The organism is Halovibrio variabilis (assembly GCF_007991175.1).
In the GTDB taxonomy this organism is placed as follows: Bacteria; Pseudomonadota; Gammaproteobacteria; order Pseudomonadales; family Halomonadaceae; genus Vreelandella; species Vreelandella variabilis.
This window is the reverse complement of the sequence record NZ_BJXV01000003.1, coordinates 92,601-113,706: the sequence shown is the minus strand read 5'-3', so window position 1 is coordinate 113,706 and position 21,106 is coordinate 92,601. Positions and strand designations below refer to the sequence as shown.

Here is a 21,106-nt window from a genome sequence, read left to right as displayed (position 1 = left end):
GAGGCAGTTTTTATTAGCCTGGAAGGCTTTGGCGTTTTCCGCCACTTAAATTATTTCAACGCTGTGTCAGTCAGCCCTAAGCGCTGGCTAAGCGGGCGTTATTGTTGATGGCCACGTCCAGTTGACTTCCCCTTGTGTGTCGCGTTATTAACTTGTATGCGCATTAAATCCCATTGCCTCAACGCTGTTAACCAAGAGAACACCATGACACCGGCTATTGATAGTGCAAGACATGCAGGTATTGCCTTTCAACTTCATGAGTATGCCCACGACGAAGGCGCGCCGTCCTACGGGTTGGAGGCGGCGGAGAAGTTGAGCATTACGGCCGAGCGGATATTTAAAACCCTGGTCGTGAAGCTGGATGGTAAACAGCTTGCCGTAGGCATTGTGCCGGTCACTGGCCAGCTAAATTTAAAACAAATCGCCAAAGCTGCCGGGGCAAAAAAGGCCGCGATGGCGGCGCCAGAAGAGGTAGAGCGAAGCTCCGGCTATGTGCTGGGAGGGGTCAGCCCACTAGGCCAAAAAAAGCGACTGACCACCTTTATCGACCATTCCGCTGACGCCTTCGCCACGGTTTATGTCAGCGCCGGGCGACGCGGGCTGGAAATTGAGCTGGCGCCAAACGATCTTGCCACGCTGTGTCAGGCGACTTTTGTACCGCTGGCAACGTGACAGTCACGCAGTTAGAAGCACTTTCTGGTATGGTGCGGTAACGTTTGTGCGTCATCTGCCCTCCAGGCGGCGCACGCTGTATTTCTGATGGCCGCTTCACGGCGGTCCAAGCAAGGTAATATCGTGTCTGACTCCTCTTTCTCCTCGTTAGCGTTGCCAAAAGCTTTACTGAGCAACCTGGCATCCCTTGGCTACCACGAAATGACGCCGGTGCAGGCGCAAAGCCTGCCGCCGATGCTAGCCGGGCGCGATGTGCTGGCGCAGGCGAAAACCGGCTCGGGCAAAACGGCGGCCTTTGGCTTAGCACTGCTGGCGCAACTGAAAATAGACAGCTTTGCGGTGCAGGGCTTGGTGCTATGCCCCACTCGGGAGCTTGCTGACCAAGTGGCTGAAGAGCTGCGCCGCTTGGCGCGTGGCGTGGCCAACGTAAAGGTGCTGACGCTCTGCGGTGGCGCCCCCTTTGGCCCCCAGCTCGGCTCTTTAGAGCACGGGGCGCACATTGTAGTGGGCACCCCAGGGCGTATTGATGAGCACCTGCGTAAAGGTTCGCTCACCCTGGATTCGGTGTCGATACTGGTATTGGATGAAGCGGACCGCATGCTGGATATGGGCTTTCAGGCCACGCTGGATGCGATTATTGCTGAAACGCCCGAGGATCGCCAAACGCTGCTGTTCAGTGCCACCTTCCCGGATGAGCACGCATCAGGTGGCTTAACCGCGATGACCCGGGGCGTGATGCAGGAGCCGGTGATGGTCAAAGTCGCCGAGGTGCACGACGCCAGCACTATCCAGCAGCACTTTTATAGCGTTGCCAATGAAGAGGCGCGATTCGAGGCGCTGCGCCAGCTGCTGCTGGTCTATCGGCCCGCCACTAGCGTCGTGTTCTGCAACACCAAACGCGAAACCCAAGCCGTGGCGGAGCAGCTAACCGATGCGGGCTTCAGTGCCGTGGCGCTCAATGGCGATTTAGAGCAGAAAGATCGCGATCGCATCCTGATTTTGTTTGCCAATCAAAGTGCGTCTATTTTGGTGGCAACGGATGTGGCCGCGCGGGGCTTGGATATCGCCCAGCTGGACGCGGTGTTTAACTACCAAATTGCCCGCGAGCTCGATGTCCACGTGCACCGGGTGGGGCGCACCGGGCGCGCCGGGGCCAGCGGTATTGCCTGCACGCTGGTGACACCTAAAGAAAGTTACCGCCTGGAGCGGCTGGAAGGCTTGCTGGAACAGCCGATTCGCACCGAGCCGTTGCCTAAAGCCCAGCACTCGGTGCCGTTTGAGCCGCCGATGGCGACGCTGCAATTGGCCGGTGGCAAGAAAGATAAACTACGCCCGGGCGATATTCTCGGCGCGCTGACCAGTGAAGGGGGGCTGCACGGTGATCAAGTAGGTAAAATTAAGGTACTCGCGCGTAGCGCTTACGTGGCCGTCGAGCGCGGTGTTATTCAACAAGCCCAGGCAAAACTCGAGCGTGATAAATTAAAAGGGCGCGCTTTCCGCGTTCGCCGTATCCGTTATTAAGCTACTGATCAATCAGTTCAGGTAGTCAAGTCAGATGGTCAAGATCGTAAAGAGGAGCCGACGCAGCTAACCATGAAAATCCCCAAAAGATTACAGCCCCTGGTCGATGATGGAATGATCGACGAGGTGCTGGTGCAACTGATGAGTGGCAAGGAAGCGCAGGTCTACGTGGTGCGCTGCGGTGACGAAGTGCGCTGTGCCAAAGTGTTTAAAGAAGCTAAGCAGCGCAGCTTTAAACAGGCGGTTCAATATCAAGAGGGGCGTAAAGAGCGCAACAGTCGCCGTTCTCGGGCCATGGCCAAAAAAACCCGTTACGGCCAGAAAGAGCAGGAGCAGGCGTGGCTGAATGCCGAAGTCGATGCGCTCTATCGCCTTGCCTCGGCTGGGGTTCGGGTACCCGAACCCCACGGCTTTGTGGATGGCGTACTGCTGATGGAAATGATCACCGACGCCGAAGGCAACGTGGCGCCGCGTTTGGATGAGGTAACGCTTACCCCCGAGCAGGCCGAAACCTACTACGCCAAGGTCATCCAGGACGTGGTGCGCATGCTATGCGCGGGGTTGATTCACGGCGATCTGTCGGAATTTAATGTATTGGTCGACTCCTCCGGCCCGGTGATTATCGATCTCCCCCAGGCGGTTGATGCCGCAGGCAATAACAGCGCCGCCGCGATGCTGTATCGCGATGTCAATAACATGCGCAACTACTTCGGCCAGTTCGCGCCAGCGCTGCTCACTACGGAATACGGCAAAGAGATGTGGGCACTGTATGAAACCGGTGAACTGCATCCGGATAGTAAGCTCACCGGCCACTTCGATGCCGATACCCATATTGCTAACGTCGATGAGTTGATGGAAGTGATCGACGATGCCAAAGAGGAAGAGGCCGACCGCCAAGCGCGTATGCGCGATGATGACGACGACGATGGTGAAATTCCGCAGCCTTACTAACGTTTCAGCTTACGTTGTCGCGCATCTTTTCCGCTTTTCGGTCAGGGTATCGGCGCTGTAGACAATGTTTTTATAGACACTGTTTTTATAGACACTGTTTCTGTAGACACTGCTGCCTGCGTTCTTCACAAGGAAAATATATGCTGTCGCGTGTTTTACAGCCGCTATTTCGTTACTTCGAAACGCGGGTCAATCCCTACCCTGAAGGCAACGTTGAAACACCGCCTAAGGGCTTGATGCCGTTTATTGTCCATTTTTCTCGTCCGATGCTGCCGCTGTTGCTGCTTATGACGCTGTTCACGGCGCTGGTGTCGGCGGCTGAGGTGGTGTTTTTTAGCTATATGGGCCAGTTAGTAGATTGGCTGGGCAACGTGGAGCGGGCGAATTTTTGGGCAGAAAATGGCTTATGGCTGTCAGGCTTGGGGTTATTGTTACTGATAGGCTTACCGCTATTAGTGCTGATGCAGTCACTGGTCACCCACCAAAGCATTTTTGGTAACTACCCGATGATCGGCCGCTGGCTGTCCCACCGCCATATGCTGAGCCAGAGCCTGGCATTCTATCAGGATGAGTTTGCTGGGCGGGTATCGCAGAAAGTCATGCAAACGGCGCTGGCGATTCGCGAAACCGTCACCAAGGTGATGGATCTGCTGGTCTACGCCATCGTCTATTTTACCGGCGCGGCCTATTTGCTAGGCCGGGCGGATCTGATGCTGCTGATCCCGCTGGGGCTATGGTTGGTGGGCTACTTGGCGATTATGCGCTACTTCGTGCCGCGTCTGCGGGATGTCTCCATGGCCCAGGCGGACGCTCGCGCGCAAATGACCGGCCGTGTGGTGGATAGCTACAGCAATATCCAAACCATCAAGCTGTTTGCCGATACCGAGCGCGAGCAGCGCTACGCCAAAGACGCCATGGAAGGCTTTATGGTCACCGTGCATCGTCAGATGCGGTTGGTGACCATCATGAGCGTGGGGTTGACGCTGCTGAACACGGCGCTATTGGTGGGCACGGCGGCCATGGCGATCAGCGCCTGGTACACCGAGGCGATTTCGCTTGGCGTGCTGGCGATCGCCATTGCGCTGGTGATGCGTATCCGCTTTATGTCTGACTGGATCTTGTGGGAAGTTGCCGGGCTATTTGAGAATATTGGCACCGTACAAGACGGTATGAATACCATCGCCCAAGAACCCACCGTTCGCGATGCCCCTAACGCTCAGCCGCTAAGTGTGCCCCAAGGGGAGATTCGTTTTGACGCCATGCGCTTTGGTTACGAGCAGGCCAAGGGCGAAAACAAAACCGTGTTTGATGGTTTTAACCTAACCATTGCCCCCGGTGAGAAAATCGGGTTGATAGGGCGCTCGGGTGCGGGTAAATCAACCCTTGCCAACCTGCTGCTGCGGTTTTATGACGTCCAGGGTGGGCGCATTCTAATTGATGGACAGAACGTTGCCGAGGTGACGCAGACCTCCCTGCGTCATCAGATTGGCATGGTGACCCAGGACACCTCGCTGCTGCACCGCTCGCTGCGCGACAACATTCGCTATGGCAGCCCACATGCCAGCGAAGAGGACGTTTGGAACGCGGTGCGCCGCGCCCATGCCGATACTTTTATCGATGAATTGGTCGACCCGAAAGGACGCCGCGGACTGGACGCTCATGTGGGCGAGCGGGGCGTTAAGCTATCCGGCGGCCAGCGCCAGCGTATTGCGATTGCTCGGGTGCTGCTCAAGAATGCGCCGATTCTGGTCTTGGATGAGGCCACTTCGGCGCTGGATTCTGAAGTGGAAGCCGCCATTCAAGAGCAGCTGGATACGCTGATGGAAGGCAAAACGGTGATTGCGATTGCCCATCGCCTGTCCACCATTGCCATGCTTGACCGACTGGTTGTGGTCGACGAAGGGCGTATTGTGGAAACTGGTACGCATCAGGAGTTACTGGCGCAAGGGGGAATCTATGCCAGCCTGTGGCAGCGACAGTCGGGTGGTTTCTTAGGTCACGACCTTGATCTTGAAGATAATGCCCTCATCTCATAATAGACCAGTCGTTTTTAATGACATGCGTTCAATAGGAGGTAGTGATGCAAGCTATTCAGCTTCGAGAGCCCGGCGGTTTAGACAAACTAGACGTCGTTGAACTAGCGGCTCCAGGCCAGCCCGGCCCTGGCGAAATAAAAGTACGCCTTCATGCCAGTTCCTTGAATTTCCACGACTACGCCGTGGTTGCCGGAATGATCCCGACAGAACAAAACCGCATTCCCATGTCCGATGGCGCGGGTGTGGTAGAAGCGGTCGGTGAAGGCGTGAGCGAATTCGCCGTTGGCGATCACGTGGTCTCGACCTTCTTCCCGCATTGGCTAGAAGGCCCGGCCAGAGTCGGTGATTTTCGCACCACGCCAGGCGACGGCGTGGACGGCTACGCTCGTGAGCAGGTGGTGCGCCCGGTCGAGTGGTTTACCCATCAACCCAAGGGCTATAGCCACGCTGAATCGGCTACCTTAACCACGGCGGGCTTAACTGCTTGGCGGGCGCTAGTGGTCGATGGCGGCCTTAAAGCGGGCGAAACGGTGCTGGTGCTGGGCACCGGCGGGGTATCCATTTTCGCCCTGCAGTTTGCGCGTTTGATGGGCGCGCGCGTAATTGCAACGTCATCGTCTAACGACAAGTTGGCGCGGCTGCGCGAGATGGGCGCTGAACACACCATCAACTACAAGGAAACGCCCGAGTGGGGTAAGCGCGTCAAAGAGCTAACCAACGGCGAAGGCGTTGATCATGTGGTTGAGGTGGGTGGCTCTGGTACCTTGCCACAATCCATTGATGCGGTGAAAATCGGCGGGCATATCGCCTTGATTGGTATCCTAACCGGCCGCGAAGGCGAAATACCCACCGCTAAGCTCATGGCCAAACAGGCTAATCTAAAAGGCTTGATTGTGGGCAGCCGTCGCCAGCAGATCGAGATGATTCGCGCCCTTGAAACGCTGGATATGCATCCGATCATTGACCGCGAATTTCCGCTTGCCGAGATCGCCGAGGCTTTCCGCCATCAGGAGTCGGGCCAGCACTTCGGTAAAATCTGCCTAACGTTTTAATCGCTTAGCCGCGATTTAGTCAGTTGACGTGTACGCCTTGTGTTGCTTTGCAAGGCGTACAAGAGAGCTAATCAGTCAGGCGGCTATAAACCACACCCTTCACTTCAAGCTCCAGTATTTCATCGTAGGGAACCGTGATGCCTTCAATGTCGCCCGGCGCTTTTCGGCTGTTTTTTATCTCGGTTTCAGGTATCACCTTCACGCCCACCAACCCGACGTGCTGAATTCTTGCGCTAAAGCGATTGCCTTCGTGTTCAATCAATAACCGCTCCCCAGCAATACATTTTTCTAGTTTGGCATGCAGTTCTGCTTCGCTAACGTGAACAACACTCATCGCTTTCTCCTTCGATACGTGCAATAAAGATTAATCCCTTAAACGCGTTATCTACTGTCTAGCACGACTCTAGTTTAGACTATAAGTTCGTGGCGTGATGTTTAAGCCTCACTAGACTCAGGTAGTTCAGCGCTGTGATAAACGTTTTGGACGTCGTCCAATTCATTGAGCATGCCCAGGAATTTTTCCAACATTGCCACATCGTCGCCTTCCACCGGGGTGGTGGTTTGCGGCAGAAACTGAATTTCATCCGCTTCAAAATCAATCTCACCGAAGGTGTCTAACAGCGCCTGTTTGGCTTTGGCGTAGTCGGTGTGCGGGGCGAAAACGGTAATGCGGCCGTCCTCTTGCTCAATGTCAGTGACATCGACATCGGCTTCCATCAAGGCTTCGAGCACGGCCTCTTCGTCGCTGCCAGCGAAGGAGAAAATGGCGCAGTGGTCAAACATATGGCTAACGCTGCCGGGGGTGCCGATTTTGCTCTTGGTTTTGGTAAAGCAGCCGCGCACGTCACCAAAGGTGCGGTTGGGGTTGTCAGTAAGGCAGTCGACAATCACCATTACATTGCCGGGGCCAAAGCCTTCGTAACGGGCGGCGGAGAAATCTTCGCCACCGGCGCCGCTGGCTTTGTCGAGTGCTTTATCAATGACGTGGGAAGGCACCTGATCTTTTTTAGCCCGCTCCATTAAACCGCGCAGTGCCAAGTTGCTATTGGGGTCGGTACCGCCAGCTTTGGCGCAAACGTAAATCTCGCGGCCATATTTACTATAAACCTTGGTCTTTGCATCGGCCGTTTTGGCCATGGATTCCTTACGGTTCTGAAAAGCCCTACCCATGTTGCCGTCCTATGTTATCGATACGGTTATCTATACGCCTCTCGCGGTGAGCGGCGGGTATTTTTGAAAAAAGTGAAAAGCGCCAAAAGCATAAATTTTACCCAACAGCGTACCATGCTAACAGCGTTATTTAAGCCGCTAGCTGAAGAGCGGGGTCCCTGGCGCTATACTGGCCGCCAGCCTGCAGAGTATGCTATCAACACCTTAGGGAGAAACCGCTATGCCATTTTCATTGTGGCTATCGTTAGCCGCGATTTGTGCCATGGGCGCTATGTCGCCAGGGCCCAGTTTGGCCCTGGTATTGCGTCATACCCTCGGCGGTGGTCGCTTTAACGGTATGACGGCAGCACTCTTTCATGCCCTTGGCGTGGGTTTTTATGCGCTATTAACTGTTTGGGGGCTGGGCGCATTAATCGCCGGTTTTCCCCTGCTGTTTCAGCTAATCACGTGGTGTGGAGCGGCTTATTTGGCGTGGCTAGGGTGGCAAGCGTTACGTGCAGCCAAAGCGGGCGCCTTAGCGCCCAACGTGATTGCCACTAACCGCGGGCAGGCAGCCAAAGAGGGTGTGCTGGTCGCGTTGGGCAACCCTAAGCTCATTCTTTTTTTTGTTGCGCTGCTGAGCCAGTTTGTCACGCCAGACATGAGCGCGCTGGCGAAAGCGATTATTGTGTCAACCGCCATGATCATTGATGGGGGCTGGTACGTGTTGGTCGCAGTGGCGTTGTCACACTCACGAATTCTACCCTGGCTGCAACAGCGTGCCCATTGGATTAACCGCATTACCGGGGTGCTGCTCATTGCGTTGGCGCTAAGAGTGGTTGCCGGGCCACTGGTGTAAAAAGATCAGTCGTGGCATGGTGATAGGCATGCCGTTTGAGGTTTTTTGTGGGGCTTAGTGATGATTTACGACCAAGATTGTTATACCCACCAAGGGCTGCCGTTCAACCTGCGGGCGCTGCGGGGCCAAGTGTTGTTAGTGGTCAATGTCGCTAGCCAGTGTGGCTTTACCCCACAGTTAAAAGAGCTTGAAACCCTCTATCAGCGCTATCGTGATCGTGGTTTTACCGTGATTGGATTTCCGTGTAATCAGTTTGGCCGCCAATCACCGGAGAGCGCCCAAGCGTTTTGTACTTTCGGCGAGGCTCAGTTCGGCGTGACGTTTCCGCTAATGGAAAAAGTAAAGGTCAACGGTGGGGGCGCACATCCACTCTTTGTGTGGCTTAAAAACGAGGCGCCTGGTGTGCTGGGGACTAAAACCATAAAATGGAATTTTACTAAATTTCTGATCGGGCGTGATGGGCGTGTGATCGCTCGGTTCGGGCCTCAGGACCATGGGCGCCCGCTGCGTTTGGCATTAGAAAAAGCCTTAGATCAAGCTTACCCTTAAGGTCGCTGTCCTTGCTGTTTATACCTGCTCACCCCGCGCGACCAGTACGCGATTCATTAGCTCGTTCCAACGGTGACGCACCATCATGGTGGTTAAGCCTGAGAACAGCGCCCAGCTTTTGCGCCGCCAGCCCTTCAATCGCATGTTGTGGTTAACCAACTGCTGCATCAGTTTGCGGTCGTCAAATTGACGCCATTCGCTGGCAATGGATAGCTGATGACGCGACATCACTGGGGCCATCTCCAAGCGAAACATCCACTCCAACTCGTTAAGCGTCATATCGTAGCGCTGCACTACCTCTACCATGCCCGCGTAATCTCGTTCGCTGGGTTCACGGTCAAGCCACAGCGGCGCTAACGCTAGCCAAAGATCGCCGCGTTCGTCTACTAGCTGCTGCGCATTCATGTGTGCCTCGTTGGTGAAGTAGTTAATAGTGGCTATCGTGACGTGAAAGCGCCTCTAGCTCAAGGGCGGGCAGTCGCTCGAAAGGACAATCGCTCAAGAGCGGACAGGGCGGGCGTAGACAGCTAGAATAGTCCCACTGAGTCACGACATTGCTACGGCAAAACGGTGTCGATAGCGACATTTATCTGATAACGAGGTTCACTGTGATTATTAAACCCAAAGTGCGCGGCTTTATTTGTACCACCACGCATCCTGTCGGCTGTGAGCAAAACGTCCGCGAACAAATTGAAGCAACCCGCGCGCGGGGTTTGGATAAAAGCCAAGGCCCTAAAAAGGTATTGGTGATTGGGGCTTCCAGTGGCTATGGCCTAGCCGCACGGATTACCGCCGCGTTTGGCTACGGTGCCGACACTTTGGGCGTGTTCTTTGAAAAGCCTGCTACTGATAAAAAGCCCGGCACCGCCGGTTGGTACAACAGCGCTGCTTTTGACAAGTTCGCTAAGCAAGAAGGCTTGTATAGCAAGTCGATTAACGGCGATGCCTTCTCCCATGAAGCGCGCGAGAAAGCCATTGAATTGATTAAACAGGACATGGGCGAGATTGACCTGGTGGTCTACTCGCTGGCATCGCCCGTTCGCAAGCTGCCCGATAGCGGCGAAGTGAAGCGCTCAAGCCTGAAGCCAATTGGTGAAACCTACCGCGCCACGGCCATTGATACCAATAAAGACGCGATTACCGAAGTGGAAGTCGAGCCTGCCACGCAGCAGGAAATCGACGATACCATTACCGTGATGGGGGGCGAAGATTGGGAACTGTGGATGGACGCGCTTGACCAAGCGGGCGTGCTGGCGAAAGGCGCGCGTAGCGTGGCGTTTAGCTATATCGGCACCGAAATCACCTGGCCTATTTACTGGCACGGTGCGCTGGGTAAAGCCAAGGAAGACCTGGACCGCGCTGCAACGGCTATCGACAGCCAGCTGAAAGCCAGCGGCGGTGGCGCCAACGTAGCGGTGCTCAAATCGGTGGTCACTCAGGCCAGCGCGGCGATTCCGGTGATGCCGCTGTATATCGCCATGGTGTATCGCATCATGAAAGAACAGGGCCTGCACGAAGGCACGATTGACCAGTTGAATCGCCTGTTCAGCGAGCAGCTCTACTCGGCCCAGGGGCTGCGCGGCGAGTTTGCCACCGACGAGGCTGGCCGTCTGCGCCTGGATGACTGGGAGCTGCGCGACGATGTTCAGCAAGCCTGCCAGGATTTATGGTCAGAGGTAACCACCGACAACCTTTTTGAAATTACCGACTATGCTGGTTATAAGCACGAATTCTTGAAGCTGTTTGGCTTTGAGCGCGATGATGTCGATTACGATGCCGATGTGAACCCTGAGGTGAAGTTCGATGTCATTAATTTATAGGGTGTGATGCAACCGGATAGCCAGGAGGTATTTATGGATACCAGGGAGAGTAAGACCCGAGAAGAAGAGAAGCAGCATTTACTGGATGAACGGGTTCCTGAGGACTTTGACGCTTCTCAGCCGCACCTTCAGCCTGAGGCAAAACAGAAGCCACCCAACAGGCTGCATCAAGTGATCCCGTTAGTGGTTGTGGCGGTTGGGATTATTGTGGCTGGGCTGCTTATCCTGGGTATTGGTGGCAGCGGCGGCTAAAGTAAATGTGTTGTGTCATTCTCAATTGCCGGGCCTTGTGCCCGGCAATTTGCATTCTTGCGTCACTTTTTTGCTGCACAGGTCATAACGCTGCCTTCAGCTAAGTAATTGCGTAAGATAGACGTTTCACTCCGATGATGGCGATCTTTCATGCTGCGCAATTACCTATCATGCAGTCTAACCTGTTAGTGCCGCCGGTTAGCGTCAGCCGTAGGCGGGTAGCCTTTGTGCTGCTGCCGGGGTTTTCGCTGCTGGCCCATGCCAGCGCGCTGGAACCGTTGCAAATGGCCAACCAGCTGAGTGGGCAAATGCTTTATCACACCGTCACGCTGAGTATGGATAGCCAGCCGGTGCGCAGTAGCGCGCAGCTGTCGCTGCTGGCCCAGCACGAGCTAAGCACCGCGCTTGGGCCACTCGACTTTCTGCTGGTCTGCGCGCCCACGCCGCTGCCCTATGCGTTACCCGCTAAGCTGAACGAGTGGTTGCGAGGTCATCAAGGCCGCGGCGTGGCGCTGGGCGGACTGGCGGGCGGCACCGAAGTGCTGGCGCGCTGTGGGCTACTGGAAGGTTACCGCGCCACGCTCCCCTGGCAGCGTTTCGAGGCCTTTGCCCAGGCGTACCCGCAAGTCACGCTTTCCCAGCAGCTGTTCGAGATCGACCGCGATAGGCTGACCTGCGCAGGCGGCACCGCCGGCATGGATATGATGCTTACGCTGATTGGTCAGCATCACGGTGCCCGCTTGGCTGAGCAGGTGTCGGAGCAGTTTGTTTGCGATCGTATTCGTTTGGCCGATGAACGCCAACATGTGCCGCTGCGCAGCCGGTTGGGCCACGCACCGCAAAGCCTGGTGGATGCCGTGACGCTAATGGAAGCCAATATTGAGGAGCCGCTCTCAACCCTGGAGCTGGCCGAACACCTGGGAATTTCCCGGCGTCAGCTAGAGCGGCTATTTAAGAAGTATTTGCAAGCGGTGCCCAGCCGCTATTATTTAGACTTGCGCTTACAGGAAGCCCGCAAACAACTGCGGGAAAGCGACCGGGCAGTAGGCGATATCGCCTTTGCCACAGGGTTTTCCTCGGGTGCCCACTTTTCTACTGCCTACCGGCACCACTTTGGTATGACACCGCGGGAAGAGCGCCTGGGTTAGAAAGATTAGGTTAACGTATCGACGATGCCGCCTTCCACACGAAGCGCTGCCCCAGAGGTGGCGCTGGCCTGGGGCGACGCGGCATACACACTCATGTTGGCAACTTCTTCAGGCGTCGCCAAGCGCTGGATAATGGAGGAGGGGCGGTTCTCCTTCACAAAGCGGGCTTCCACCTCCTGCTGTGAAATACCCTCTTTTTCAGCCATGTCACCAATCATATTGAGTACGCCCTCGGAACGGGTCGGCCCGGGCAGAATGGCATTCACGGTGACCTGGGTGCCGCTGAGCACCTTGGCGAGCCCCCGCGATATCGACAGCAGCGCCGATTTTGTCATGCCGTAATGGACCATTTCGCTGGGGATATTGATGCCCGACTCGCTGGAGATAAATTGAATACGGCCCCAGTCGCGCTCGCGCATGCCCTGTGCATAATGGCGAGAAAGGCGTACGGCGCTCATCACATTGATATCAAAAAATTGTTGCCAGGTGGCGTCGTCAACGTCGAAAAAGTCCTGGGGCGCAAAAATACCCACGTTGTTGATCAGGATATCTGCACTGGGCTGCTGCGCTATCAAGGTTTGGCAACCCTCAGCGGTACCCAGATCCGCCGCCACGCCTTCCACCTTGGCATTGGGGGCGTCTTTTTTAAGCGCCGCGATGGCCTCGTCAACCCGCGCTTGGGTACGTCCTGTGACGACCACATCAGCGCCTGCACTGGCGAGCCCTTGAGCAATCGCAAAACCAATGCCCGCTGTAGAACCGGTGATAATGGCGTGCTTGCCGCTTAGATTAATCTGCATATGCTGGTCTCCTCTCGTCCTGAGTGTCGGTGCTCATCACTATGCAGCGCAGCGAATAACCGCGTAGCTTGCTAATCAGTATGGTGCTCTTTTAGGCTTCTTCAAGAGGGCGGTCTTCAATCGACCAGGCGTTCAGTCGCTTGCTGAGCACTGAGCCAGTAAAGCTGAGCCAGTAAAAAAAGGGGCCTTGTGACCGTGCCCTGCCGCCCAGGCAGCTTAGCAACATCAGCGATACTAATGTTATCTCTAGCCCAACACCTGCTTATGACTTGGCATTCGGCGGCATCACCACCCACTCAGGCTCCTCGAATTCGCCGATCAGGCGGATCTCGCAGCAGGGGGCCGCACGGCGGATGATTTCCTTTATCTCCGGGTTGGGCTGGGCTTCCATGGCGTCGCGGCTGGCCTTGCTGTCCCAGTGGGCGATGGCGATCAGGGTGTTGGGGTCACCGATCTTACGATGCAGTTCGGTGCCGCGTGCCCCAGGCGCCTGCTGGATGAGTTGGCTGGCGCGGACCCAGGCGTCGGCGTAGTCCTCGGCACGGTAGCCGTCGCGGATATGCACTTCGAAGATATATTTCATGGCGCTGCTCCCTGTCGCTGCTGCTGAAACTGTCGATCCTGGGTCAGTGTAGCCCGCTCACCGTCCTGATTCAGCTGCCTCTTTTCTCGCGCCGTTAGTCGAGCGTGATGCTCAGCGTCTGCCGAGCCTTGCAGGGGTAGCCGTAGCGCAGGTGTAGGGTGCGCTTGTCGAGGGCCATCACCACCGCGAACAGGGTCTCCATGCGCTCGGCCTCGGGCAGGTCGACGTCGGTGTGCTTGCAGATCGACATGGGCGCATTGTGGTGGTCGCTCAGTACGTCGAACAGCGCGCTAACGCCGGCCTCTGGCGGTGGGTCGAGCAGCTCATTGAGGCGGCGCAGGCGCACATGGGAGTCGGGCTTAGAGAAGTCGGTGACATAGGCGGTGGCGGCCGCGGCGTAGAGGTGGTTGGTATGGGTCACCCGCCCGCCGCTGGGCTCGAGTACCCCCGGCGGCCCGGGCTGTACCTCGAAGCCGGCGGCCTGGCCTGCAGCGCTGGCGACCAGAAAGTGCGCTGGCGAGGCGACGCGGTCTTCCGCGACGATGCGCTGGGCGCTGGTGAAGCCGTCGCTTTCGAGAAGCTTGCGCAGGGCGACGTGGATCGGCAGGCCGTCGCCGCAGGTCTGCGAGCGGATGGCGTTGAGACACACGCCGAGGCCGTGGGCGTTGAGGCCGATCTTGGCCAGCATCCCGGCCTCGCCGACGCTGACCAGCGGCGGCGCATCGTCGCTCTCTATGTGCAGTACCACCACGTTATCGAGCTGGTCGAGGCGCCAGTCCCAGTTCTGGGCCAGCCATTGGCGACCCTGTTGGTAGAGCGAGAAGGCGGAACAGCCGCCGCTGGCTTGGGTTAGCGAGATCTCGCTGCGGCAGTTGAGGGTGAGAATGTCGTCGCGCTGCAGGCCGGCGCCCTCGGCAATGCCCTCAAGCTCATTCAGGATCGCCGGGAAGGCGCGTTCGATAGCCGGTATAAAGCGTCGTGCTTCCTGCCGGGCGGCGGCCCAGTCGAGGCCTACAAAGTCTTGAAACAGCCGGTCATAGACCTCAATGCTGCGCTGAATCTGTGCGGCGTGGCGCTGGCCATGGGCCACGCCAATGGCATGGCGGCTACCGCGCAGGTGGGTTATGTCGAGCATGCGGAGTGCTCCTCGGGGAGGGGGTTTACTCAAGCCTACCGCGAACAGCGTGGAAGTGCAGGTGCTTGGCTACGCAGGCTCACGGATTGACTCGCCCTTGATTGCCGACAATAAAAAGCAGGTTGCTAAATACGTCACTGATACCGTGAGGTGCACAAGGACGGATATAGAGTGTTACAAAAAGGGGGTACGCCAGTTAAATGCGGCTATTCATAATTTGCCGTCCCATTGCTGAAAGCGGTTAACCGGGTTGGCCGCTTATACTGTTGTTACTTCTTTCCTCCATTGGAGATAGCGTGCCATGAGCCATACCCCAAGCCGTCAGGATTTCGATCACTACATGACGCCCAACTACGCCCCGCAGCAGGTCATTCCGGTGCGCGGTGAAGGTAGCCGCTTGTGGGACCAAGAAGGGCGTGAATATATCGACTTCGCCGGCGGTATTGCGGTGAACTCACTAGGCCATTGCCACCCAGTGCTGGTCAATGCGCTGAAAGAGCAGGGCGAGAAGCTCTGGCATCTCTCCAACGTGTTTACCAACGAGCCAGCGCTGAACCTGGCCAAATCGCTGGTCGAGCGCACCTTCGCCGATAAGGTGTTCTTATGCTCCTCCGGCGGTGAAGCCAACGAAGCCGCGCTGAAGCTGGCGCGCCGCTGGGCGGTGGATCACCACGGTGAGCATAAAGATAAGATCATCTCGTTTTATCAATCTTTCCATGGCCGCACCTTCTTCACCGTTAGCGTTGGCGGTCAGCCCAAGTACTCCCAGGGCTTTGGCCCGGTGCCCGGCGGCATCCTGCATGCCGATTACAATGATCTGGAGAGCGTGCGCAAGCTGGTTGGCGACGACACCTGCGCGATTATGGTTGAACCGATGCAGGGCGAGGGCGGTATCGTACCCGGCACGCAAGCATTCCTTCAGGGCCTGCGCGACCTGTGCGACGAACACAACGCGCTGCTGATTTTCGACGAAGTGCAAACCGGCGTGGGCCGTAGCGGCGAGCTCTACGCCTATAAGAACTATGGTATTACGCCGGATATTCTCACCAGTGCAAAATCCCTGGGCGGCGGTTTCCCTATTGGCGCCATGCTGGCGACCGATGCGGTAGCTAAATCGCTGGCGATTGGCACCCACGGTTCCACCTACGGCGGCAATGCGTTGGCGTCTGCGGTGGCGCTGGCGGCGGTTGAATTTATCGATACCCCGGAGGTGCTTGCCGGCGTTAAACATCGCCATGATCTGTTCCGCGAGCACTTGGAAACCATCAACCGCAAGCACGGCGTGTTTAAAGAGATTCGCGGTATGGGCTTGCTGATAGGCGCCCAGATGTCGGATGCCTATGAAGGCCGCGCCAAAGACATTCTACCGCTCGCTATCGAAGAGGGGTTGATGGCGCTGATTGCCGGGCCGAACGTACTGCGCATGGCGCCCTCCCTGGTGATTCCTGAAGCGGATATTGCCGAGGGCATGGCCCGCCTAGAGCGCGCGATTGAGCGGTTAGTTGCAACCGCATGAGTGAGCAAACCGCAGCGGTTACCGTCTTAACTCAACAGGGGGCGTCGAGAATGCTGGTAGTTCGACCCGTTAAAGCGGCTGACCTTATGGCGCTGGAGCAATTAGCCGAGCACGCGGTGCCTAAACTTACCAACTTGCCCGCCAATCGTGAACGGCTCCAGGAGCGTATTGCGCGCTCCCAGGATGCCTTTAACGGCGACGTTGAGTTTCCAGAAGATGAGCACTATACGTTTGTGCTGGCGGACGACAGTCGCGAGGAAGTGCTCGGTACGGCCACCATTCGCGCCCAGGCGGGCGCTAATGAGGCTTACTACACCTATCGCCAAGAGACGCTGATTCACGCTTCCCAGCAGTTGAACGTTCGCCGCGAAGTGCAGACGTTAGCGCTTTCCCATGAAGTCTCGGATGCCACCCTGCTGTGCGCCTTTTCGCTAAACCCGCGCTACAAAGGCACCAGCGCCGAAAGCCTTTTGCGCCGGGCGCGGCTGATGTTTATTGCCCAATACCCAGAACGCTTTTCGCGCATCTTAGCGGTGGCGTTTCCCGGCTATTTGGATACCCGCGGCGAATCGCCGTTCTGGGAGAGCGTAGGGCGGCACTTTTTTGCCCGCAGCTTCCAGGATATTAATCACATTGCCGGAGTGCGCTCGAAAAGCTTTATCGCTGAAGTGATGCCCCAATTCCCACTTTATTTGCCGCTGCTAACGCCCCAGGCGCGGGCAGCGATTGGCCGGGAGCACCCTGCCCACGAAGAGGCGCTGGAGGAGATGCTGGCGGAGGGCTTTGTGCGCTCCCGGCATGTGGATATTTTCGACGCCGGGCCGATTGTCAAAGCCGAGCGCGAGCGGTTGGAAACCTTCCGCAGTGCCGCCTGGCACCCGGTACGCATTCGCCCTGAACACGCGTTGCCCGATGCCGAACCCGCGCTGGTTGCCAATCAAAAGCTCGGTGAGTTCCGCTGTATCGTCGCGCGTTATGCGTTATCCCCTACGGGGCAACTGATGCTTTCCCCCGAGCACGCCGAGCGGTTGGGCGTCACGGAAGGGCGGGCGGTGCTTGCCGCGCCGCTGACGCTACCCGCCGCGGTAGACGCGCTCGATGAAGGAGAAATGTAATGCGCATTCGACCCATTGCCCGCGATGATTTGGATGGGCTCCAGGCGCTTGCGCAGCAGGCGGGCGTTGGCTTTACCTCACTGCCGGATAACCGCGAGTTTTTAGCCGGTAAGATTGAAGCCGCCGCCAGTGCCTTTGAAGAGCGCACGCCGGTGGATGACCGGCTCTACTTCTTTGTGCTGGAAGATGAAGCGAGCGGCGAGCTGGCCGGGTGCTGCGCCATTGAGGGGCAGGTGGGCCGCGAAGTGCCGTTTTATAATTACCGATTGGGCACTTTAGCGCACTCCTCCATACAGCTGGATTTGCACCGCACCATTGATACGCTGTTTTTAAGTTCCGACCACACCGGCGACGCCGAAGTGTGCTCGCTTTTTCTGCGCCCCGAGTATCGCGGTGAAGCTAATAAGCATCTGCGTAACGGCGCACTGCTCTCCAAGGCGCGCTGGCTGTTTATGGCTCAGTTTCGCGACCATTTCCCCAATAAAGTGTTAGCGGAAATGCGCGGTGTGTTCGACGAAAACAATACCAGTCCCTTTTGGGAGAGCCTGGGAAAACACTTCTTTCCCATGGATTTTAACGAGGCGGATCGCTTGACCGGCCTGGGACAGAAGAGCTTTATCGGCGAGTTGATGCCCAAGTTCCCCATTTACACCACCTTTATGGCTGAAGAAGCCCGGGCCTGTATTGGTCAGGTGCATCGGCATACCCGCCCAGCGCTGGAGATGCTTAAAAAAGAGGGGCTACGCTGGGAAGGCTATATCGATATTTTCGACGGTGGCCCCACGGTGGAAGCCTACATCGATGACGTGCGGGCTATCCGCAATTCGCGGCTCTGTCAGGTGGAAGTCTCGACAAGCGCGCCGCAAGAGAGCGTCAGCCGCTGGCTGGCGGCCACCACCTACATGCTCAGCTTTACCGCCAGTTGGATCGGTCGCGCGCCCAGCGAAGACAACACCATCGTGCTGAGTGAACAAGAAGCGCAGCGCTTAGGCGTTGCCACCGGCGATACCCTACGGCTACTTGAAACCTAGGCGACGTTTACAGGAGAGTTTTATGCACGCCCAGCAGCAGCAACTGATCAATGGCGCCTGGATCGCAGGTGACGCAGAGCCGTTGAACAAGCACGACCCTGTTTCCGGCCAGCCGTTATGGCAAGCCGCGACGGCCAGCGCCGACCAGGTCACGGCCGCAGTGAAGGCTGCCCGCAGCGCTTTCCCTGGCTGGGCACGCAAGCCTTTTGCCGAGCGCCAGTCGCTGGTCGAGCGATTTGCCGAGGTGCTCAAAACGCGCGGCGAAGCGCTGGCCCTGGCGATTGCTGCAGAAACTGGTAAGCCCTTGTGGGAAGCGCGCACCGAAGTGGGCGCGATGGTGGGCAAGGTAGCGCTCTCTGTAAAAGCGTATAACGAGCGTACCGGCGAGCGGGAAAAGGTCGTTGGAAGCACCCATGCTGTCTTGCGTCACCGTCCTCATGGTGTCATGGCGGTGTTTGGCCCCTATAACTTCCCTGGCCATCTGCCTAACGGCCATATGGTGCCCGCGCTATTGGCGGGCAACACGGTGGTCTTCAAGCCCAGCGACCAAACACCACTCACCGCTGACCTGACGTTGCAGTGCTGGCTGGAAGCGGGACTACCGGCGGGAGTGATCAACCTGGTGCAGGGCGGTGTGTCAGTAGGCCAGGCGCTGGCAGGCAACCCCGATATTGATGGTCTACTGTTTACCGGCAGCGCCAAAGTAGGCGGTATGCTGCACCAGCAGTTTGCCGGTCAACTGGATAAAATCCTCGCGCTGGAACTGGGCGGCAATAACCCGCTGGTGGTGAAGGGGGTCGACGACCAGCGGGCAGCGGTGCTGGCTATTTTGCAGTCGGCATTTCTCTCGGGCGGCCAGCGCTGCACCTGCGCCCGTCGTTTGATGGTACCCCAGGGCGAGGTAGGCGACCGCTTGATTGATGCGCTTTCTGAGGCGATCGCCAAGCTGCACGTGGCGGGTCAGTTTGAGGAAAATCCTGCGCCGTTTTACGGCGGTTTGGTGAGCGTGGCCGCCGCCGATGGTCTGCTGAAAGCTCAAGAAGAGCTGGAAGCCATGGGCGGCACGGTAATCAATCGCATGCAGCGCCTGAAAAAGCATACCAGCCTGTTAAGCCCTGCCTTAATTGACGTAACCGGGTTGGACGTCCCTGACGAGGAGCATTTCGGCCCGTTGCTGAAAATCCACCGCTATCGCGATTGGGATGAAGCCCTGGCCCTTGCCAACAACACTCGCTATGGACTTTCCGCCGGGCTGATTGGCGGCGATAGAGCCGACTGGGATGACTTTTTGTTGAAAATTCGCGCGGGCATCGTGAACTGGAACCGCCAAACCACCGGTGCTTCCGGCGATGCGCCCTTCGGTGGCGTAGGTGACAGCGGCAACCACCGTCCCAGCGCTTTCTATGCGGCGGACTACTGTGCCTATCCGGTCGCTTCCATGGAAGCCGATAGCCTGGAAATGCCCGAGACCCTGCCGCCGGGAGTCAGTCTATGAGTACCGCGTCACTAGGCGGCGTCCGGGAAGTCAATTTCGATGGCCTGGTCGGCCCGACCCACAACTACTCAGGGCTGGCGGTGGGCAACGTGGCTTCCATGAGCCACGGTGGCTTGGTGTCCAACCCCAAAGAAGGGGCGCTGCAGGGACTGCTTAAAATGAAATCCTTGATGGAGGCGGGCTACGCCCAGGGAGTACTCCCCCCCCAACAGCGCCCAGATATCGGCGCGTTGCGCGACCTAGGCTTTAGCGGCAGCAATAGCGACGTGCTGGCCCGCGCTGCTCGTGAGGCGCCGCAACTACTGCGGGCGGTCTGCTCTGCCTCCAGTATGTGGACGGCTAACGCAGGTACCGTGACGCCCAGCATTGATGCGCAGGATGGCCGCGTGCACTTTACCCCGGCCAATTTGCAGTCGAGCTTTCACCGCTATTTAGAGCCCCAAACCACCGGTCGCGTGCTGCAGGCAATTTTCCGCGACGAACAGCATTTCGCCCACCATCCGGTGCTGCCCGCGACGCCTGCCTTTTCTGATGAAGGCGCGGCCAACCACACTCGATTATGCGGTGAGCACGGCGAACCGGGTGTGCATTTATTCGTGTATGGTCGCCAGGCGTTTGGTGACGTGCGTAGCGGGGTGCGTGAGCCCAAGCGTTATCCTGCCCGCCAAACCTTGGAGGCTAGCCAGGCGGTAGCCCGTCAGCACGGGTTAAGTGATGCACAAACGGTATTTGCCCAGCAGCATCCGGAGGCCATCGACGCGGGCGTCTTCCATAACGATGTGATCGCGGTCGGCAATGGTCCTGTGCTGCTCTATCACGAAATGGCTTTTCTGGACGAAGAGGGCACGCTCGAGGAGCTGCGCGCCAAAATGGCCACGCCTCTTATTCCTGTTCGGGTGCCGCTTGAGGCGGTGAGCATGGAAGATGCTGTCGCCTCATATCTATTCAACTCCCAGTTGCTCTCCAACCCGGACGGCACTATGACCCTGGTAGTGCCCGGTGAATGCCAGGAGCGCGAAGCAGTATGGCGCACTATTCAGGACTATTTGCTGGCGGGCAATAACCCCATTAGCGAAGTGATCGTCAAAGACGTTAAGCAGAGCATGCGCAACGGCGGCGGCCCCGCTTGCCTGCGCCTGAGGGTGGTGCTGACGGAGGCTGAACGCGCCGCGCTCACCGGCCGCGTGCTGCTCACCGATGCGCTTTATGATGACCTAACCGCCTGGGTGGAGCGTCACTACCGCGACTGTCTCGCGCCTGATGATCTGGTTGATCCGCAGCTGGCGGAGGAATCGCTTGCTGCTCTGGATGAACTCACCCAGCTATTGAGAATTGGCTCGGTTTACCCGTTTCAATTGGGGTAGGGTTGACTGGCTGATCGGGAGCTAAAGCGTCAAAGCACTGCTTGCGACAAACTCGTGA

Annotated in this window: 21 protein-coding genes; 15 read left to right on the top strand and 6 right to left on the bottom strand. The window is 57.5% G+C overall.

Going from position 1 to position 21,106, the window contains the following annotated elements:
- Nucleotides 1-204: 204 nt before the first annotated feature.
- The 5 genes from ybaK to HVA01_RS04385 all read left to right on the top strand — a co-directional run bounded on the left by ybaK (nt 205) and on the right by HVA01_RS04385 (nt 6,232).
- Entirely contained in the window at nt 205-672 is a 468-nt protein-coding gene (gene ybaK, locus HVA01_RS04405) for a Cys-tRNA(Pro) deacylase (protein ID WP_146873316.1), read from the top strand.
- Nucleotides 673-795: 123 nt separating this feature from the next.
- Nucleotides 796-2,193 carry an ATP-dependent RNA helicase DbpA gene (gene dbpA, locus HVA01_RS04400; RefSeq protein ID WP_146873315.1) on the top strand — a complete coding sequence of 466 codons (1,398 nt, stop codon included), beginning with the start codon at nt 796-798 and terminating at the stop codon, nt 2,191-2,193.
- A gap of 72 nt (nt 2,194-2,265) precedes the next feature.
- Nucleotides 2,266-3,144: a PA4780 family RIO1-like protein kinase gene (locus HVA01_RS04395; RefSeq protein WP_146873314.1), complete on the top strand. Its 879-nt coding sequence runs from the start codon at nt 2,266-2,268 to the stop codon at nt 3,142-3,144.
- A gap of 140 nt (nt 3,145-3,284) precedes the next feature.
- Entirely contained in the window at nt 3,285-5,180 is a 1,896-nt protein-coding gene (locus tag HVA01_RS04390) for an ABC transporter ATP-binding protein (RefSeq protein WP_146873313.1), read from the top strand.
- 44 nt (nt 5,181-5,224) lie between these two features.
- Nucleotides 5,225-6,232 (top strand): zinc-dependent alcohol dehydrogenase family protein, encoded by a 1,008-nt coding sequence (locus HVA01_RS04385; RefSeq protein WP_146873312.1) that lies wholly within the window; start codon nt 5,225-5,227, stop codon nt 6,230-6,232.
- Nucleotides 6,233-6,299: 67 nt separating this feature from the next.
- Here the strand turns inward: HVA01_RS04385 and HVA01_RS04380 are convergent, their stop codons facing one another.
- Nucleotides 6,300-6,566: a hypothetical protein gene (locus tag HVA01_RS04380; RefSeq protein ID WP_146873311.1), complete on the bottom strand. Its 267-nt coding sequence runs from the start codon at nt 6,564-6,566 to the stop codon at nt 6,300-6,302.
- Nucleotides 6,567-6,667: 101 nt separating this feature from the next.
- Nucleotides 6,668-7,402, bottom strand: a complete 735-nt coding sequence (locus HVA01_RS04375) for a YebC/PmpR family DNA-binding transcriptional regulator (RefSeq protein WP_146873310.1) — start codon at nt 7,400-7,402, stop codon at nt 6,668-6,670.
- 220 nt (nt 7,403-7,622) lie between these two features.
- Here HVA01_RS04375 and HVA01_RS04370 point away from each other — a divergent pair, with 220 nt between their 5' ends.
- The gene (locus HVA01_RS04370) at nt 7,623-8,240 is read left to right on the top strand and encodes a LysE family translocator (protein ID WP_146873309.1); all 618 of its coding nucleotides are present in this window, start codon (nt 7,623-7,625) and stop codon (nt 8,238-8,240) included.
- Nucleotides 8,241-8,297: 57 nt separating this feature from the next.
- A complete protein-coding gene (locus tag HVA01_RS04365; protein ID WP_146873308.1) occupies nt 8,298-8,789 on the top strand; it encodes a glutathione peroxidase in 492 nt (163 codons plus the stop codon).
- A gap of 18 nt (nt 8,790-8,807) precedes the next feature.
- On the opposite strand, the gene HVA01_RS04360 is transcribed toward HVA01_RS04365, so the two are convergent.
- Nucleotides 8,808-9,194 carry a DUF7079 family protein gene (locus HVA01_RS04360; protein WP_146873307.1) on the bottom strand — a complete coding sequence of 129 codons (387 nt, stop codon included), beginning with the start codon at nt 9,192-9,194 and terminating at the stop codon, nt 8,808-8,810.
- Between the two features lie 203 nt (nt 9,195-9,397).
- Here HVA01_RS04360 and fabV point away from each other — a divergent pair, with 203 nt between their 5' ends.
- The 3 genes from fabV (at nt 9,398) to HVA01_RS04345 (ending at nt 12,009) form a co-directional block, all read left to right on the top strand.
- Complete coding sequence (gene fabV, locus HVA01_RS04355) at nt 9,398-10,609, top strand: enoyl-ACP reductase FabV (RefSeq protein ID WP_146873306.1); 1,212 nt, start codon at nt 9,398-9,400, stop codon at nt 10,607-10,609.
- A 33-nt stretch (nt 10,610-10,642) separates the two neighbouring features.
- The gene (locus HVA01_RS04350) at nt 10,643-10,861 is read left to right on the top strand and encodes a hypothetical protein (RefSeq protein WP_146873305.1); all 219 of its coding nucleotides are present in this window, start codon (nt 10,643-10,645) and stop codon (nt 10,859-10,861) included.
- Nucleotides 10,862-11,031: 170 nt separating this feature from the next.
- Nucleotides 11,032-12,009, top strand: coding sequence for a GlxA family transcriptional regulator (locus HVA01_RS04345; protein WP_174787758.1), 978 nt, complete (start codon nt 11,032-11,034; stop codon nt 12,007-12,009).
- A gap of 5 nt (nt 12,010-12,014) precedes the next feature.
- On the opposite strand, the gene HVA01_RS04340 is transcribed toward HVA01_RS04345, so the two are convergent.
- From HVA01_RS04340 to HVA01_RS04330, 3 genes are all read right to left on the bottom strand, one after another.
- The gene (locus HVA01_RS04340) at nt 12,015-12,809 is read right to left on the bottom strand and encodes an SDR family NAD(P)-dependent oxidoreductase (RefSeq protein ID WP_146873304.1); all 795 of its coding nucleotides are present in this window, start codon (nt 12,807-12,809) and stop codon (nt 12,015-12,017) included.
- Nucleotides 12,810-13,071: 262 nt separating this feature from the next.
- Nucleotides 13,072-13,392 carry an antibiotic biosynthesis monooxygenase family protein gene (locus HVA01_RS04335; RefSeq protein WP_146873303.1) on the bottom strand — a complete coding sequence of 107 codons (321 nt, stop codon included), beginning with the start codon at nt 13,390-13,392 and terminating at the stop codon, nt 13,072-13,074.
- 94 nt (nt 13,393-13,486) lie between these two features.
- Nucleotides 13,487-14,527 carry a C45 family autoproteolytic acyltransferase/hydrolase gene (locus tag HVA01_RS04330; RefSeq protein ID WP_146873302.1) on the bottom strand — a complete coding sequence of 347 codons (1,041 nt, stop codon included), beginning with the start codon at nt 14,525-14,527 and terminating at the stop codon, nt 13,487-13,489.
- 301 nt (nt 14,528-14,828) lie between these two features.
- Between HVA01_RS04330 and HVA01_RS04325 the strand changes: the two genes are divergently transcribed.
- Genes HVA01_RS04325 through astB form a run of 5 tightly spaced genes read left to right on the top strand, consistent with a single transcriptional unit; the run spans nt 14,829 to nt 21,048 of the window.
- Nucleotides 14,829-16,043: an aspartate aminotransferase family protein gene (locus HVA01_RS04325; RefSeq protein ID WP_146873301.1), complete on the top strand. Its 1,215-nt coding sequence runs from the start codon at nt 14,829-14,831 to the stop codon at nt 16,041-16,043.
- A gap of 50 nt (nt 16,044-16,093) precedes the next feature.
- Entirely contained in the window at nt 16,094-17,158 is a 1,065-nt protein-coding gene (locus HVA01_RS04320) for an arginine N-succinyltransferase (protein WP_146873300.1), read from the top strand.
- Nucleotides 17,158-18,189, top strand: coding sequence for an arginine N-succinyltransferase (gene astA, locus HVA01_RS04315; protein ID WP_146873299.1), 1,032 nt, complete (start codon nt 17,158-17,160; stop codon nt 18,187-18,189). Before HVA01_RS04320 ends, astA begins: the two co-directional genes overlap by 1 nt.
- A 22-nt stretch (nt 18,190-18,211) precedes the next feature.
- The gene (gene astD, locus HVA01_RS04310) at nt 18,212-19,684 is read left to right on the top strand and encodes a succinylglutamate-semialdehyde dehydrogenase (RefSeq protein WP_146873298.1); all 1,473 of its coding nucleotides are present in this window, start codon (nt 18,212-18,214) and stop codon (nt 19,682-19,684) included.
- A complete protein-coding gene (gene astB / locus HVA01_RS04305) occupies nt 19,681-21,048 on the top strand; it encodes an N-succinylarginine dihydrolase (protein ID WP_146873297.1) in 1,368 nt (455 codons plus the stop codon). Before astD ends, astB begins: the two co-directional genes overlap by 4 nt.
- Nucleotides 21,049-21,106: the final 58 nt, after the last annotated feature.

Coding starts and splice junctions, on each gene's coding strand:
- ybaK (WP_146873316.1), top strand. CDS start 205: ATGACACCGGCTATTGATAGTGCAAGACATGCAGGTATTGCCTTTCAA.
- HVA01_RS04395 (WP_146873314.1), top strand. CDS start 2,266: ATGAAAATCCCCAAAAGATTACAGCCCCTGGTCGATGATGGAATGATC.
- HVA01_RS04390 (WP_146873313.1), top strand. CDS start 3,285: ATGCTGTCGCGTGTTTTACAGCCGCTATTTCGTTACTTCGAAACGCGG.
- HVA01_RS04385 (WP_146873312.1), top strand. CDS start 5,225: ATGCAAGCTATTCAGCTTCGAGAGCCCGGCGGTTTAGACAAACTAGAC.
- HVA01_RS04380 (WP_146873311.1), bottom strand. CDS start 6,566: ATGAGTGTTGTTCACGTTAGCGAAGCAGAACTGCATGCCAAACTAGAA.
- HVA01_RS04375 (WP_146873310.1), bottom strand. CDS start 7,402: ATGGGTAGGGCTTTTCAGAACCGTAAGGAATCCATGGCCAAAACGGCC.
- HVA01_RS04370 (WP_146873309.1), top strand. CDS start 7,623: ATGCCATTTTCATTGTGGCTATCGTTAGCCGCGATTTGTGCCATGGGC.
- HVA01_RS04360 (WP_146873307.1), bottom strand. CDS start 9,194: ATGAATGCGCAGCAGCTAGTAGACGAACGCGGCGATCTTTGGCTAGCG.
- HVA01_RS04350 (WP_146873305.1), top strand. CDS start 10,643: ATGGATACCAGGGAGAGTAAGACCCGAGAAGAAGAGAAGCAGCATTTA.
- HVA01_RS04345 (WP_174787758.1), top strand. CDS start 11,032: ATGCAGTCTAACCTGTTAGTGCCGCCGGTTAGCGTCAGCCGTAGGCGG.
- HVA01_RS04340 (WP_146873304.1), bottom strand. CDS start 12,809: ATGCAGATTAATCTAAGCGGCAAGCACGCCATTATCACCGGTTCTACA.
- HVA01_RS04335 (WP_146873303.1), bottom strand. CDS start 13,392: ATGAAATATATCTTCGAAGTGCATATCCGCGACGGCTACCGTGCCGAG.
- HVA01_RS04330 (WP_146873302.1), bottom strand. CDS start 14,527: ATGCTCGACATAACCCACCTGCGCGGTAGCCGCCATGCCATTGGCGTG.
- HVA01_RS04325 (WP_146873301.1), top strand. CDS start 14,829: ATGAGCCATACCCCAAGCCGTCAGGATTTCGATCACTACATGACGCCC.
- HVA01_RS04320 (WP_146873300.1), top strand. CDS start 16,094: ATGCTGGTAGTTCGACCCGTTAAAGCGGCTGACCTTATGGCGCTGGAG.
- astA (WP_146873299.1), top strand. CDS start 17,158: ATGCGCATTCGACCCATTGCCCGCGATGATTTGGATGGGCTCCAGGCG.
- astD (WP_146873298.1), top strand. CDS start 18,212: ATGCACGCCCAGCAGCAGCAACTGATCAATGGCGCCTGGATCGCAGGT.
- astB (WP_146873297.1), top strand. CDS start 19,681: ATGAGTACCGCGTCACTAGGCGGCGTCCGGGAAGTCAATTTCGATGGC.